The following is a 15,235-nucleotide window of genomic DNA, read 5'->3' as shown; positions in this document are numbered from 1 at the left end:
TTGCTCCGTTTTTTATGGTTTATTTTGCTGGTTGAATATCAAACTCAAAGGTCCATGTCGTTGAGCTGTTATAGTCCGTTGGATCTGCGTAACGGATATCGGTGAGATGCATACGTGCATAGCTATTGCCTTTGTTACTACGGATCATACTTGCACCAGTAGGGTCTGCTTTAAGCGTATGCATCGCTTGTAATCCATCTGCTTGAGCAGCCGCCAGCGTTGGATAGTAGTTATACCAGCCATACGATAGTTTTTGTGGATAAGTCCCTTTATACGCTGGGTTCAGGATAGAGCTAATGGTGTTAGAACCCCAACGCGTTATTTTTGCTGAAATAGCTGCTTTGAGGTCTGCTTCAGTGCTCGCATAGGCATTGGTATCTTTGAATTTATCTAAGATGACTTTGCCTTCAGCAGAGTAGAATCCTTCAGGTTGGGATGCAACTGCACTACCAATATTTTGATTTACTTGCACATAGTAACGATTAAATGCGAGTTGCCATTTTGCTTGAGTATCTGTGGTTGTGGTGCCGCTGACAAGGTCAACATAGTTCCAGCCTTTAGTGGCATCAACGGTTAAGGTTTTGACATCATTCGGATACCGAGTGTCGATATAACGGATCGAAACATATCCTGACGTAGTTCCTTGGTAATAGTTGTATATTTGTACTGCAAATACAGGTTGATCTGCACTACCAATCACATTAGTTGAGGCAGTATTGGTGGTCACCAAAAAGGTTTTAAAATTTGGTGACATGCGATGATCACCAAATAAGTTATATTCTAAGAAACTGTTATAACCATTTGTCGTTGCCATAAATGCATTGCTGTAGGCATCTATATTCCAAGCTTGACTTGGTAAACTTCCACCTTGGGTTGCATCCAGCTCTTTTGAGAGTTGTTCCCATGTTGCTGAGAAGGGTGAATAGAGTGCTCCGCCATTACCAGATCCACTCACACCACTGTTGGTAAATAACATTGGCGTACGTGTACCCATTGCAAATTGCAAATCCCAATCCGATGCTGTACATGAAACTTCTGCTTGCGTGTCAATGTCATAGCAATAGGAAGAATTTGCACTGGGTGTAATCGTCCATTGCGCTGATTTGATTTTAAATTGGTCGGTATTGCTGGAACCATTATTTGATGCGTTGTTATTACTACTGCTTCCGCCACCCCCACCGCATGCAACCAGTAAAGCGCTTAAGGTACTTAATGCAAAAAGCTTGCAGAAATGTGTGCTTAGATTAGACATACTCTATTGATCCTTTAAAAATTATTCCAGTGAAAGCGCACACCCATGTAGCTATAGCGACCAGCAAGTGGTCGATAATCGACAGGGGCAGAGAAATCACGCTGTTCATTAAAAATGTTGTCGATGCCGACAAAGGTGCTGATCATCGGGTTGATTTGATAATCAACTTGAGTGTCGATGCTGAACCAATCTGGAGAACGAAGTTTGTTGCTGTTATCGGTGTATTCTTCACTTTGATAACGAGCGCGTATGGTCAAATCAAGCTGATCATTGAGTGCAAAATCACTACCTAGACGCGCGATATGTTTTGGTCGGCGGGTTAAGAAAGTACCTAGGGTTTTATCTTTTGCTTCGGTGTAGGTATAAGCGCCGTTTAGTGACCAAGACGGGGATATTTTCCATTGTGCTGAACTTTCAATGCCTTTGGTTTGAGCCTTTGCGACATTGCTATAGCTGTATTGGGTAATGCCGTTGTTGCTGCTTGCATTGTCATAGTCTGTTTGGATGAGGTCTTTAACATCATTCCAAAACAGATTGATGTCAGCATTCCATACTTCATTTTGAACAAGGCTAAGTCCGAGTTGGTAACTATCCGATGACTCTGGTTTTAAGTTGGGATTGCCAATGACGACATAACCTAAGTGGCTGTGATCAAAAGAATAAAAACGTTCTTTTAAATTGGGTACGCGATAGCCTTGACCGTAGCTAAAACGCAGATCAGCCAAAAGATTGTTGTGGTCATAAGCGCGATATTTTGTGCTGAGTTTAAAGGCATTGTGGTTGCCAAAATCATCATCATTCTGAAAGCGCCAGCCTAACACTGCATCTAGATTTTTGAGTAGATTGAGATCATTTTGTAGATAAAACTCATGGCGATCGCGTTGTACTTTACCGCCTTGCATTTCAAACTTACCGTTATTGCTTTGTTCTAGTTTTTCTTCGTGCCAATCATATCCGAATTGCCAATTTTGCTTATGCCAAGTCGGGAATGAAAATTGTGAACTGAAATGGTTATTTTCTTGTTTTGAGTTACGCAGTGCAGATAGAAAACCATCTACAGTTTGAACTGAAGTTGTATCATAGGTTTCATGGACAGCCTTTAAATCAAGTTTACCTAAATCTAAGAGTTGCAGTTGTGAACCTGCACTGATGCGTTGACGTTCAATGTCTTCAACTTTGTATTGTTTTAAGTTGAAAGGAGAGACAAAGAGTAAATCTTTTTGATGATCTTTTTCTTTATATTGATTGAAATCGCTCCATAACATGAACTGATCATTTGGCTGCCAAGCGCCATAAAGTGTGTATTGTTGACGTTTTTGTTCATCACCTTGCAATGGATAATCACTCGGTTTAACTGCAAAGCCATCGCTGCTGAGTTGATCTGCTAGCAAACGACCTTTCAGTGTGGCATTGGCTGCTTCAATACTGATTTTTTGATGATGGTTGTTGATTGAGGCTGATTTTCCATTGGCATTTTGTTTGCCATAAGAACCGATATCGACTTGTCCTGAAACAGATATACCTTCTTGGACTTTGTTTGTGATGATGTTAATCACACCGCCCATCGCTGATGAGCCGTATTGTGCTGATGCGGCTCCTTTAATTACTTCAATATGATCAATACCGCCAATTAGATATTGACTTAAATCAACGGTTGAACCTGTGCTTGCCGCTAAAGGTAGCCCATCAATGAGTACGAGGACTTGATCGCTACTTAGACCTTGCAATGAAATTTCATAACCTGATTTACCATGAATTTCTCGTAATAAAATTCCAGGAATATTTTTCAAAGCATCTTTTAGGGTGGTGGCGTTGGTGCGTTTTAATTCATCTTGATTGATGATCTCGGTCCGAATCGGGCTATCCAATAAGCGTTTTTCTGAGCGTGTACCAGTAACAACAATCGTATCCAATACATGTGGTGTTGACTGTTGAGCGGCATGAAGTGAATTTTGATCCGCTTGTGTATGGGTAGAAACTAAGCCCACGGCAAGTAAAGACGTAAATAAAAAGCATGGTTTAGATAAGCATGGGGGAGATTGAATAGTCACAATATGATCACTAATGAAAATTATTTCATAATGTAAATGGTAATGATTATCGTAATAATTTACAATACCTTAAATATTTATTTCAAAAAGATACAAACACTTATATGAGTGTTTTATTTTTATTGATTTAAATCAGTATCTTAAATAGGATTGGACGTTTTTATGCAACTTAATTTGTCTTATGTTTTAGTCGCAGTATTGGCTCTGGGGGGAGTAAATGCAAATGCTCAACAGCAACCAGCTAAATTAGCTGAGGCATTACAGTACTCATCTTTACATCAAAACTTAACCCAAGAACAAGCTCGTCAAGCAATATTGAAAATGGCGGGTGAGTATCGAGTTGATTTTCGTTTTGAAGAGCTGTATGCATTGAAAGATGGTTATTCGATCAAAGATGATGACTTATCAAGTGGCTATGAAACTGTAATTGTGCTTGAAAATACAGCCAACAAAGTTTCTTTACAGCATATTTTGGTTGCAAGTGGGCATGTTGTTAAGCATTGGCGTCAAGACTGGGAATATGAACCTAAACACATGTGGAGTTATATTGGCGATTACAAATGGCAAAGTATTCCATTAAAGAAACAAGAAACTAAAGGCAAGTGGTTACAAACTGTTTGGCAAGTGGACGACTCTCCTCGATATGCAGGTCTAGGGCAGTGGACGCAAAATAATGGTGCGGTTGAATGGGTCTCGAATGAAACTTATCGACCATTGCCACGTCGTGAGCATACCATTCGGAATGATTACGATGTGATTATTGGTATTAATCGCCATGCCTTAACTGCAACGGGCTGGGTGCATGAGCAAGATAATATTAAATTTGATACCAAGACCAAGACTGCGCTTGCGCGTGAGTTGGGGGTGAATCAATACAATAAAGTGGGTAATTTTGATTTCAAACCTGCTTATGATTATTGGAAAGAAAATGCAGCTTATTGGAGTGCGGTAAGAGCTGCATGGGATCAGGCATTTAATCAAAATAAAGTAGTTGCTTTAAAATTTGCCAAGAAAGATGAGAAGTCGCATTTTAGCTATTTTAATGATGAGGCGGCATCAGTTGCTGGCAAATCGGTTCAAGCAGATCAGCTGAAATTACAAGCTAAAACGCTACTTAATCAGCAGCTTGTTGAAGGTAAAATTCATTAATTAACTATAGCTTAAATCCCATGCTTTATTGAGGCATGGGATTGTTTAAAATTTGCGGAACTAATAATTATTTTTAAATAGTCGAATAAACATTCATCATAACTTTTCAAGTCGAAAATAAAGGGGATTATGTACTTTTGATTGAATATCAAAATGTTGATTAGCTTATATTTTAGAGCAAAAAATAGATATATTTTTTTCTTTATGGCGTAATTCCTATGAGGTCACAAAATGTCTTTATAGGACGAATTATGGTAATACTCTAAAAATGAATTGACAGTATGTATAGTAAGCTATAATTTAATTGTTAGTTCCAATTTGGAACTTAACTGAGGTCTCAAGAGCCATTTATATCGCTGAAGTGATTTCTTATTGGCTTGTTTTTGGGGATTATACTTTTTTCTTAATGAACTCCGTGAAGGTGATCGTGTGATTGCTTGCTAAAGCTTTATGGACGAGGGAAGCCATGATGTCAAAAGATATAAATACAATTACTGTGCGTCAAACGCAATTCAAAGCGGAGAAAATTAAAACGCATTATACTGAATCGACTTTGATGTCACATTTTCTCACAGCATTATCCATGAGCTTTCCTCAGGGCGAACGATTTTTTGTAGAAACTGTTCGAAATGTTCGTGATCAAATTAGTGATGAGCAACTACAAAAAGATATTTCAGGTTTTATTGGTCAAGAGGCACATCATGCCCGTGCTCATGAACAGTTCAATCAATTGGTTCAAAGCAGCGAATATCATTTGAAAAAATTTGAAAAGGCTTACGAGCAGGAAATGATTCGCTTACGGACTTTAAGTCCGCGTCGTCAATTGGCAGCAACGGTTGCACTTGAGCATTTTACAGCGATGATGGCGGGTTATATGCTTGAGTATCCAAACATTGTGTTCAAGGGTTTATCCGAAAATATGAGAAATCTTTGGCTTTGGCATGCTGTTGAAGAAATTGAACATAAACATGTTGCATTTGATGTATATCAGCAGATCTTTTCCAATCTGCCTCAGCGCCGTAGAAGTATGCGAACAATTACAGTGGGGTTTATCAGCAGTACCATAGTGATGACAAGTCATCTTGTATGGCAAGACCGTAAAAATACTTTATATTCGCCTGAGCAACTCTTAAAAAATGCACAAACACTTTTAGTTCTAGTACAAATGATGTGGCGTTTATTACCTGACTATTTAGCATTTTACAAAGAAAATTTTCATCCCTCCGATATTGATCAGCAGGATTTATTGATAAATGCTAGAGAATTACTAGCCAGCTAATTTATTGATACTATATTCAAACATGTCTATTCGTGTTGCTGCTTGATCAAAATGGTACGCTCAGCGGGACTCGAACCCACGTCGGTCGCTTAGGAGGCAACTGCTCTATCCAGTTAAGCTATGAGCGCATAGTGCAATGATTATAAACAAAAAAGTGATTGCCGAAGCAATCACTTTTGATCAAACCGACCAATTGCCTTATTTGTCTTTAAGATTTAGTGCTTTATAAAGAACAAACATCAATACAATCCAGATTGGGATCATCAACACAGACTCTTTAAAGCCTTGCTGCCACATGATATAGAGAACTACAGCAATAAATGCTAATACTAGATAGTTACTAAAAGGTGACCAAAGCGCAGGGAAGCTGGTTTTTAGGTCTTTCTGTTTTACCATCGCCTTAAACTTCAAGTGCGTTAAGCTGATCATTGCCCAGTTTAGAACTAAAGCACCGACAACCACATACATCAAATGACCAAGTGCTTCTTCTGGCACAAAGTAGTTCAAGAGTACGCAGCCAAAGATCAATAACGCAGAGAGTAAAACAGCAGGGATTGGTACGCCTTGTTTGTTGGTTTTGGCAAAGACCTTCGGTGCATTACCTTGTTGAGCTAAACCAAACAACATACGGCTATTGGCATACATACCACTGTTATAAACTGAGAGTGCAGCGGTTAAAATAATAAAATTCAATAAATGAGCAGCCCAGCCGATCCCCATCTGACTAAAAATCATTACAAATGGGCTTTTATCCAAACCACCTAAGTCGAGCTGATTCCACGGCACAAGCGATAGTAAAATCGTTAATGAACCGATATAGAAAATCAGGATACGAAACACGACTTGGTTAATGGCTTTCGGAATCGTTTTCTTTGGATCTTTCGCTTCAGCCGCCGCCATTCCGATTAGTTCAATACCACCAAAAGCGAACATCAGGAAAGCCAACATGAAGAATAAGCCTTCAAAACCATTTGGGAAGAAGCCGCCATGGGTCCAAAGATTACTAAATGACGCAGTTGAATTTGCATCAGCAGTCGCAATCAAGAACAAACCAAAAAGAATCATCGCGATTACTGCGGTGACTTTGATGATTGCTAACCAAAATTCTGACTCGCCGTAGAATTTAACATTGGTTAAGTTGACCGCGGTGATGACCACAAAGAAAAATAAGACTGAAGCCCAAGCAGGAATATGAGGCCACCAGTAACTAATGTATTTTGCGACAGCGGTGAGTTCCGCCATGGCAACTAAAATATAAAGGACCCAATAGTTCCAACCAGACAAAAAGCCTGGAAATTTACCCCAATATTGATATGCAAAATGACTAAATGAACCTGCAACGGGTTCTTCGACGATCATTTCACCGAGTTGACGCATGATTAGAAAAGCAATCAAACCGCCAATCGCATAACCTAAAATAATAGATGGTCCAGCAGACTGGATCACTTGTGCAGAACCTAAAAATAACCCCGTACCAATTGCCCCACCCATTGCGATGAGTTGGATATGACGGTTTTTTAGTCCACGCTGAAGTTGAGAGGAATCGTTGTTCAAAGGACTGAGCTCGACGAGGAATAAGTGGATTATTCTAATAGATTGAAAGATTTTCGCCTAGTAAAAGTACAGGAAGGCTATGACTGGAAAGTAGTTTGGAAAAATATTTTAAAATCATATATTTGAATTGACGGTAAAATGGTGGGAGAAGAATATTTGAGCAACCAAAACACTGTTTTGCTGTTTAGATCACATTTTTTTATTTTGTTGCCATTGTTAAATCATCTCAATATGCAGAATATACAGAGTAGATTTTAACCCTGACCTTAGACTTAGAAAAATAGGGTATATCGCTATACCGTAATTTTAGATGCAACATTTTGTACCAAGAACATGATAAAAGGATGAAATTAACATGAGTTCAGTTCCACAGATTAAAGTCCCAGCAACCTATATGCGTGGTGGTACAAGCAAAGGTGTGTTTTTCAAATTGGATGATTTACCAGAAGCGGCACAAGTCGCTGGTAAAGCACGTGATTTACTGCTTTTACGTGTTATTGGTAGCCCAGATCCATATGGCAAACAAATTGATGGGATGGGTGGAGCAACTTCGAGTACCAGTAAAACCGTGATTTTGGCGAAAAGTTCAGAACCAAACCATGATGTAGATTATTTATTTGGACAAGTCTCCATTGATCAACCTTTTGTAGATTGGAGTGGTAACTGTGGCAATCTCACTGCTGCTGTGGGTTCATTTGCGATTTCAAATGGTTTGGTCGAAGCAGATCGTATTCCTGAAAATGGGATATGTACGGTACGTATTTGGCAGAAGAATATCCAAAAGACCATTATTGCGCATGTACCTATCACCAATGGTCAAGTGCAGGAAACAGGTGGTTTCGAGCTGGATGGCGTGACATTTCCCGCAGCAGAGGTTCAAATTGAATTTTTAGACCCTGCTGATGATGGTGAGGAGGGAGGCGATATGTTCCCTACTGGAAATGTCGTTGATCAACTCGTTGTTCCTGAGGTTGGGACTTTCCAAGCAACTTTTATTAATGCCGGTATTCCAACGATATTTCTGAACGCAGAAGATATTGGTTATCAAGGTACAGAGTTGCAAGATCATATCAATGGAGATGCCGCTGCATTGGCTCGTTTTGAAAAGATTCGTGCTTATGGTGCAGTTCAAATGGGACTATTTAAAGATATTTCTGAAGCTGCATCACGTCAGCACACCCCGAAGATTGCTTTCGTCTCTCAACCTAAAACATATCCATCTTCAAGCGGTAAAACTGTTGAAGCAGCTGACGTTGATTTACTGGTTCGTGCGCTTTCTATGGGTAAATTACATCATGCCATGATGGGAACTGCGGCTGTTGCAATTGGTACTGCGGCTGCGATTCCAGGTACTTTGGTCAATTTGGCTGCTGGTGGTACTGAGCGAGAAGCGGTTCGCTTTGGCCATCCATCAGGCACGCTTCGTGTTGGCGCTCAGGCTGAATTTATCAATGGAAAATGGGCTGTGAAAAAAGCCATTATGAGCCGTAGTGCGCGTGTGTTAATGGAAGGTTGGGTACGTGTACCTGGTGATACGTTCTAAATTCATTGCGTGATGTTAGATAAAGTCTCCATTTTCGGGGACTTTATTATTTTGATTTGATTAAAAATTCAAACACAATTTAGGATCATAAATAATGTTATGATATCGCCATTCTGACAGGCTAAAGTGTCTTGTCATTTTATTCTTCCATTCAGATTTCCCGAGGCAATTGTGTCATCTATTTCTCAAGTTAATGCGGATGTTTTAAAACAAGCTCAACAACGTATTCAACAAGATTTATTGACCGCATTGGCTGCGTTTTCAATTCCAGAACCTTTAAAAGCAGCAGTTCACCACACCGTGATGTTGGGTGGAAAGCGTGTTCGTCCTGCTTTGTGCTATGCAACTGCTTCATTACAACCCAGCCCTAATTTTGCCGCTGCTCGTCGTGCGGCTGTTGCAGTGGAACTGATTCATTGCTATTCATTGGCACACGATGATTTGCCATGTATGGATAATGATTTATTGCGCCGTGGACAACCAACCTGTCATGTCGCTTTTGGCGAAGATACTGCTTTACTCGCAGGGGATATTTTGCAGTCGATGGCATTTGAGATTTTGGGTAGTCGTTTGTTCGATGAGCAAGGGCAGGGAACAGATGCCGCAATTGTGCTTAAACAAGTTCAGATTTTAGCAACAGCCAGCTCAAAAATGGTTTGCGGACAGGTTTTAGATATCCAAGCTGAAGCTCGAATGGTCGATCAAGCTGAATTGGAAAATATTCATCGCAATAAAACAGGGGCGTTGATTCAAGCTGCAATTATGATGGGTGCAGTGACGATTTTTGCAGGGACGGATCAGGCGATTCCTAAATTACGTCAGTTTGGACAGGCCATTGGTTTGGCTTTCCAAGTGCAAGACGATATTTTGGATATTACCGCGAGCACAGAAACTTTAGGTAAAACGGCGGGTAAAGATGAGCAGGTTCAAAAATCGACTTATCCTGCGCTTATGGGATTAGAACAAGCCCAAGCTTATGCTCAAACTTTGCATGCTCAAGCTTTTGAGGCCTTAGCACACTTTGGTGATCAAGCTCGGGAGTTGTTGGAGATTTCACATTTCCTGCTTGCACGAAAAAGCTAATTTTTTGTCATTTTAATGATCTTGCCGATTGGGATAAATTCATCGAGGAGCATCTCATGAATGGAGAGCAGTTACATCAAGAGGCACTAGAGATTGCAGCACAACTTCCTTTTGCTCAGCATACCCAGCCTTTCGGACCTGATTATGAAGTTTTTAAGATTTTAGGTAAAATCTTCTTGCTCACGGCCGAGGTGAATGGTGTCAAAATGGTTAATGTAAAATGTGATCCATATAAAATTCTAGAATACCAAGAATTATATTCTTTTATTAAACTTGGCTATCACATGAATAAAAAACACTGGATTTCTATTGTTGCAAACGATTTACTCAGCTACGACTTACTAACCGATTTGATTCATGATTCTTATACGCTCGTCGTGAAAAAGCTTCCACTCAAAGATCAAAAACGTTTGAAGGCCCAATAAAAAAACAGCCCGTAGGCTGTTTTTTGGGATATCGGTAGAGACAGTTTAGTGTTTACCCATCAATCCACGAATCGTATTCAAGACGTCAGCAGGCAATACCACAGTTTTGGCATTGCTTGATTTAGCTAACTCTTGCATTGCTTTCACATATTGTTCACCAAGCAAGTAAGCAACAGGCGTTTCTTTGTCACCAACAGCACTTGTTACCATTTCAATGGCACGTTTTGATGCTTCAGCAAGAACAACTTGTGCTTCTGCATCACGACGAGATGCTTCTAAACGACCGTCTGCTTCTAAGATCGCCGCTTGTTTCTCACCATCAGCTTTGGTTACGGTTGCACGACGTTGACGTTCAGCAGCCGCTTGAGCTTCCATTGCAGATTGCATGGTATGTGATGGTTGAATATCTTGGATCTCAACAGTTTTAAGGGTAATTCCCCAATCTGCAATATCATCAGAAATGGCTGCTTTAAGTTTTGCCTTGATCTGATCACGAGAAGACAAAGCATCATCTAAGGCCATTTCACCAGCGATTGAACGAAGAGAAGTTTGAACCATGTTCTGAATCGCCCAAGTATAGTTCTCAATACCATAGACTGCTTTTTCAGGTGTTGTAATATTGATATATGCCACAGCATTCATTACTAAAACAGCATTGTCACGAGTAATCACTTCTTGCGACGGAATATCCAAAACAATATCTTTGGTGGTGATTTTATAAGCGACTTCGTCAATATAAGGAATAACGAAATTTAGACCAGGACGTAAAGTGGTATGGTATTTACCCAATCGTTGAACAATCCATTTGTAACCTTGAGGAACGAGACGTACCCCTTTGAAAATGGTTGTCGCAACAAATGCTAAAAACGCAATGACAACTATAGTACCGACAGACATTTGAAACCCTCTTTTTTGTTTATGAAATGCAGTGTGGTTGGACGACTAAATCATTGCCCAAAATATCAATTACTCGAACGCGATCACCCACTTTGACTGGCGTTGTACAGCGACAATGCCATTCATCAGAACCCAATACAGGGAGTGAAAAGCGGACTAAAATTTGTTCGTGCTCAAGCCCAGTTTGGATGACCATCCCAACTTGCCCGATAGTCGCTTCACGAGATAGTCCTGCTTTGGTTTTATCTATTGAAAGTGGCTTGATAAATTTGAACCAAAGAATGGTACATAAAATAGATAAAATGCCCCAAGTAATGACCTGCGTTGGAAAGCCCATCATCGGGAAAAGCCACAATAAAATGCAGACCATGACTGCTGCGATGCCGAACCATAAAGCGGCGAATGCAGGTATGATCAATTCTGAAAGAATCAGTAAAATCCCTAATACAAACCAGTGCCAAGGTTCAACTACAAACTCCATAGATTTGCTCGCATTATTAAAGTATTGGAGGTGAATAAATATTCACCTCCAATACTCTAGCAGATCATTATCTTTATGAATATAAAAAGATTGTTTTTTTAGAATTTAGGCGCTGGAGCAGGCTTTAATGCAGCAGGTGACTTCTTAAAAGCAGTGATTGCATTTTGAATGGCAACAATCTTCGCTTGAGCGGCTTTCTCGCCTTCTAGGATGGCTTGATTACTCGATTTGAGATCAAGCACGCCTAAATGTCCTACTTTGGGTTGAATGACCACAGTCGCTTGTCTGAGTTCTTCATTAATACTGTGTTGCCCCATAATATTAATGGTCTGATCTAACAGCCCCCACATGCTCAAAGGCTTATCACCCGTTGGGCGAGCAGAAATATCGACTGCAATCACGATATCAGCACCCATATCTTTTGCTGTTTTAACAGGGATTGGACTGACTAAACCACCGTCAACATATTTCGTATTCCCGATGAGTGCAGGTACAAATACGTTTGGAATGCTACAAGATGCACGAACTGCTTGACCTGCATTGCCTTTGATAAACTCGGCTTTTTTACCATTATCTAAGCGTGTTGCAACAGCAGCAAAGCGGATTGGAAACTTCTCTATCGGTTTATTGCCAATTTGTGTGTTGACGTAATTCTGTAGCTTCTGACCCAGAACGAATCCTTGGCTATTAAGGGTTAAGTCACGAATATCAGATTCTTGTAGTTTAAGTGCAAGATTTTGCATTTGATAAGGGGTTTGCCCGCTGGCATAAATACTGCCAACAAAGCTACCTGCACTGGTTCCCGTCACAATTTTGGGTTTAATCCCATGTGACTCCAGTACTTTAATTACACCTATATGGGCAAAGCCTTTCGCACCACCGCCACCCAAAGCGATCGCAATAACAGGCTCACGCGCTTGAATCGTTGGAGTAGGGACAGTTTTTTTTGCAGTGGGATCACAGCCAAATAATGTGAAGCTAACAAGTGCCAAACAAGACAGTCGAGCAATATTCATATCGAGTGTAGATAAATTAACCAATGAGAAGGGCACATCAGATCAGATTTGCCCTTTTTTTTCTAGTTTTTTTTCACAAGTTTTTGTAATGGCTCGGCCAGCCATTCTGGATTCTTTGGAGAGAAGTGACCTACATAGTGTTGCATGATCTGCTCAAGATCTTGCTGATAATGTCCTGTTGGTGTGAAAGCACCTAAGCTATAAATAGTTTTGTGATCATAATCAAAGGCAAACATGACGATCGGGATACCAGCTGCATGTGCAATATGATAAAAACCACTTTTCATTTTCTCCGCTTTTTTTCGTGTACCTTCTGGCGCCATCCCGACCCATATTCTGTCGTATTGTTGAATGGTCGCAACCACTTGTTCGGTCAGACCGTGGGCAGTGTCACGATGTACAGGCACTAGTCCAGCCCATTTGAGAAAAGCTTTAAAGGGCGGTTTAAATAAAGTATCTTTGCCTAAAACAGTGACTTTTAAACCTAGACCGCCGATGGCTAGAAAACCATACCATCCATCAATATTCGAGGTATGTGGTGAGATAATTGCAACGGCTTTGGGTAGATTGGGGATTTCGCCTATGATCTTCCAGCCTTGGCGAAGAAAAAGTTTTTTACATAAAGCGCGACTAGACGCGGTTCCGCGTTGTGGAACGAGTGGCGGTAAATCAGGAAAATGTTGTGGCATAAATGAAGATATATAATGACAACTTATTTTATGTTAAACGCTGATTAAATCGGCTGCATTGGCAAAAAATAAGATTTTATTGTCACTATGCTGGAAGAATTAGATACTTAGGCGCGCTGATTGAACTCTAAAGGAATGCAAATAATGCCGAATATGCGGCAGGTTTATGTCCTGTTATTTTCTTTATATTGGGCACAGGGATTACCTGTTGGCTTTATGACGCATGCTTTGCCTGTGATTTTAAGAGCACAAGGGGTGTCATTGGCACATATTGGCGGTTTTGGTCTGTTGATGTTGCCTTGGGCGATTAAAATTTTTTGGGCACCCTTTGTTGATCGAATCGGATTGTCGCGCTTAGGGCAGTACCGCAGTTGGATCATTCCAACGCAATTATGCAGTGTGATTATCCTAATTATCCTTTCATTTTTCCCGATCCAAAGCTTGGATCAACCGAGTTATTTACTCATTTTCTTTGCATTACTCTTTCTAATGAATCTAACGGGTGCAACCCAAGATATTGCAACAGATGCGTTGGCTGTAAATTTACTAAAAAGTGATCAGCAACATTGGGGCAACACTTTTCAAGTGATCGGTTCGCGACTTGGTTTTATTGTGGGTGGTGGGGCCGTGCTTTGGGGCTTAGACTGGCTACACTGGCAAGCGACTTTTTTGACATTGGCTGGATTGGTTTTTTTGAATACGCTGCCTGTTTTGTTTTTTCAAGAACCAATACATTCCAGCAAACAAAATAACCCTGATGCAGTTGCCACTTCCGGTATTCAAGCCATTAAAAACTATTTGAATTATTTTAAATCATCCGCAGAGTTAAAAGCATGGTTGATTATTTTAGTGAGCTTTAAAGTTGCAGATGGTTTATCTGGGCCATTATTAAAACCCTTAATGGTTGATATGGGTTTAAGCTTTTCGCAGATTGGGGTTTACATCACCATGTTTGGTGCTGTTGCGGCACTCATCGGAGCAGGGCTTGCAGGTGTATTACTTAGATCTGTTTCCAGACCCTCAGCCTTGATTTTTTTCTCAGTTTTAAAAATCAGTAGTTTAATCGGTTATGTGTTTTTAGCATTTGCCTATGAACAGCAATATCAGCTTAGCCCTGTGTGGTTATATGCAGTCAATGCATTTGAAGATGCCTGTTCTGCAATGCTGCTGGTGGTGATGTTGACTTTGATTATGCAATACAGTCGCAAAGCATTTGCAGGAACAGATTTTACTTTTCAGGTGTCGATTATGGCGACAGTAAGCGGTTCACTGTACATGGTCAGTGGTGTGCTGGGGGATTTATTTGGTTATTATCATTATTTGATTATTATTGTGATTGTTGGTGTATTTACATTAATGCCGATTTACTTGTGGAAAAAAATAGTTTCACATAAAAATAATCATAAGTATTTGAAATAAGAATTTTAAATATCAAAGGTAACTCATTTCAATATTTTGAATATGCTTTTTAAGCATGCTGTGAAGTGTATGTTTTAGCCATAACCCTATGGGACAGGGACATTTTTTGCTGTTACTACGTTATGTCTTTCTCATTTAGAATGACTAAATTTCGAAAAACATGCCTTGTACCATCTAAAAAATGTCCACTGTCGCAAGCATCTGTGAAATGTCAACAGACCCTACACATAACTTATATGAATTAGGAATAAAAAATCAAAAGGAGTTGTCTGGCAATAATAAGAAAAATCATGTGAATATCTAAGTAAATTTACAAGACCTCATCGCCCTTGGGTATTAGCCTAAAGTCTAAATAAGAATAATGAAATAATTTTTTAATCGTTCTGTAAGATAAAGG

General features: G+C 39.9%; 13 protein-coding genes and 1 tRNA gene. 6 read left to right on the top strand and 8 right to left on the bottom strand.

Features of this window, described 5'->3' with window-relative positions:
* Nucleotides 1-19 precede the first annotated feature (19 nt).
* A complete protein-coding gene (locus tag F991_RS04605) occupies nt 20-1,252 on the bottom strand; it encodes an HmuY family protein (RefSeq protein ID WP_004669330.1) in 1,233 nt (410 codons plus the stop codon).
* A 14-nt stretch (nt 1,253-1,266) separates the two neighbouring features.
* Nucleotides 1,267-3,297, bottom strand: coding sequence for a TonB-dependent receptor plug domain-containing protein (locus F991_RS04600; RefSeq protein ID WP_416201911.1), 2,031 nt, complete (start codon nt 3,295-3,297; stop codon nt 1,267-1,269).
* A 168-nt stretch (nt 3,298-3,465) separates the two neighbouring features.
* On the opposite strand from F991_RS04600, the gene F991_RS04595 reads away from it, so the two are divergent.
* Nucleotides 3,466-4,452: a DUF6607 family protein gene (locus F991_RS04595; protein WP_004669326.1), complete on the top strand. Its 987-nt coding sequence runs from the start codon at nt 3,466-3,468 to the stop codon at nt 4,450-4,452.
* A gap of 469 nt (nt 4,453-4,921) precedes the next feature.
* Nucleotides 4,922-5,731, top strand: coding sequence for a metal-dependent hydrolase (locus F991_RS04590; protein WP_171063396.1), 810 nt, complete (start codon nt 4,922-4,924; stop codon nt 5,729-5,731).
* A gap of 52 nt (nt 5,732-5,783) precedes the next feature.
* Here F991_RS04590 and F991_RS04585 read toward each other — a convergent pair.
* Nucleotides 5,784-5,859 (bottom strand) — tRNA-Arg (locus F991_RS04585).
* 70 nt (nt 5,860-5,929) lie between these two features.
* A complete protein-coding gene (locus F991_RS04580) occupies nt 5,930-7,285 on the bottom strand; it encodes an amino acid permease (RefSeq protein WP_004669322.1) in 1,356 nt (451 codons plus the stop codon).
* A gap of 355 nt (nt 7,286-7,640) precedes the next feature.
* Between F991_RS04580 and prpF the strand changes: the two genes are divergently transcribed.
* From prpF to F991_RS04565, 3 genes are all read left to right on the top strand, one after another.
* Nucleotides 7,641-8,828 (top strand): 2-methylaconitate cis-trans isomerase PrpF, encoded by a 1,188-nt coding sequence (gene prpF / locus F991_RS04575; RefSeq protein ID WP_004669320.1) that lies wholly within the window; start codon nt 7,641-7,643, stop codon nt 8,826-8,828.
* Nucleotides 8,829-8,999: 171 nt separating this feature from the next.
* Nucleotides 9,000-9,911 carry a polyprenyl synthetase family protein gene (locus F991_RS04570; protein ID WP_004669318.1) on the top strand — a complete coding sequence of 304 codons (912 nt, stop codon included), beginning with the start codon at nt 9,000-9,002 and terminating at the stop codon, nt 9,909-9,911.
* A 56-nt stretch (nt 9,912-9,967) separates the two neighbouring features.
* Nucleotides 9,968-10,336 carry an MmcQ/YjbR family DNA-binding protein gene (locus tag F991_RS04565; RefSeq protein ID WP_004669316.1) on the top strand — a complete coding sequence of 123 codons (369 nt, stop codon included), beginning with the start codon at nt 9,968-9,970 and terminating at the stop codon, nt 10,334-10,336.
* Between the two features lie 45 nt (nt 10,337-10,381).
* Here F991_RS04565 and F991_RS04560 read toward each other — a convergent pair whose 3' ends face one another.
* From F991_RS04560 to F991_RS04545, 4 genes are all read right to left on the bottom strand, one after another.
* A complete protein-coding gene (locus F991_RS04560; RefSeq protein ID WP_004669314.1) occupies nt 10,382-11,233 on the bottom strand; it encodes an SPFH domain-containing protein in 852 nt (283 codons plus the stop codon).
* Between the two features lie 19 nt (nt 11,234-11,252).
* Nucleotides 11,253-11,714: an NfeD family protein gene (locus F991_RS04555; RefSeq protein ID WP_004669312.1), complete on the bottom strand. Its 462-nt coding sequence runs from the start codon at nt 11,712-11,714 to the stop codon at nt 11,253-11,255.
* Nucleotides 11,715-11,812: 98 nt separating this feature from the next.
* Nucleotides 11,813-12,730, bottom strand: coding sequence for a patatin-like phospholipase family protein (locus F991_RS04550; RefSeq protein ID WP_004669311.1), 918 nt, complete (start codon nt 12,728-12,730; stop codon nt 11,813-11,815).
* A gap of 62 nt (nt 12,731-12,792) precedes the next feature.
* A complete protein-coding gene (locus F991_RS04545; RefSeq protein WP_004669310.1) occupies nt 12,793-13,419 on the bottom strand; it encodes a 1-acyl-sn-glycerol-3-phosphate acyltransferase in 627 nt (208 codons plus the stop codon).
* A 144-nt stretch (nt 13,420-13,563) separates the two neighbouring features.
* Between F991_RS04545 and F991_RS04540 the strand changes: the two genes are divergently transcribed.
* Nucleotides 13,564-14,838 carry an MFS transporter gene (locus tag F991_RS04540; RefSeq protein ID WP_004669308.1) on the top strand — a complete coding sequence of 425 codons (1,275 nt, stop codon included), beginning with the start codon at nt 13,564-13,566 and terminating at the stop codon, nt 14,836-14,838.
* The last annotated feature ends 397 nt before the right edge of the window (nt 14,839-15,235 follow it).

Origin of the sequence: Acinetobacter sp. CIP-A165 (assembly GCF_000367985.1) — a bacterium.
Lineage (GTDB): Bacteria > Pseudomonadota > Gammaproteobacteria > Pseudomonadales > Moraxellaceae > Acinetobacter.
This window is presented reverse-complemented; position numbering and strand designations above follow the sequence as displayed.

Coding starts and splice junctions, on each gene's coding strand:
- F991_RS04605 (WP_004669330.1), bottom strand. CDS start 1,252: ATGTCTAATCTAAGCACACATTTCTGCAAGCTTTTTGCATTAAGTACC.
- F991_RS04595 (WP_004669326.1), top strand. CDS start 3,466: ATGCAACTTAATTTGTCTTATGTTTTAGTCGCAGTATTGGCTCTGGGG.
- F991_RS04590 (WP_171063396.1), top strand. CDS start 4,922: ATGTCAAAAGATATAAATACAATTACTGTGCGTCAAACGCAATTCAAA.
- prpF (WP_004669320.1), top strand. CDS start 7,641: ATGAGTTCAGTTCCACAGATTAAAGTCCCAGCAACCTATATGCGTGGT.
- F991_RS04565 (WP_004669316.1), top strand. CDS start 9,968: ATGAATGGAGAGCAGTTACATCAAGAGGCACTAGAGATTGCAGCACAA.
- F991_RS04560 (WP_004669314.1), bottom strand. CDS start 11,233: ATGTCTGTCGGTACTATAGTTGTCATTGCGTTTTTAGCATTTGTTGCG.
- F991_RS04555 (WP_004669312.1), bottom strand. CDS start 11,714: ATGGAGTTTGTAGTTGAACCTTGGCACTGGTTTGTATTAGGGATTTTA.
- F991_RS04550 (WP_004669311.1), bottom strand. CDS start 12,730: ATGAATATTGCTCGACTGTCTTGTTTGGCACTTGTTAGCTTCACATTA.
- F991_RS04545 (WP_004669310.1), bottom strand. CDS start 13,419: ATGCCACAACATTTTCCTGATTTACCGCCACTCGTTCCACAACGCGGA.
- F991_RS04540 (WP_004669308.1), top strand. CDS start 13,564: ATGCCGAATATGCGGCAGGTTTATGTCCTGTTATTTTCTTTATATTGG.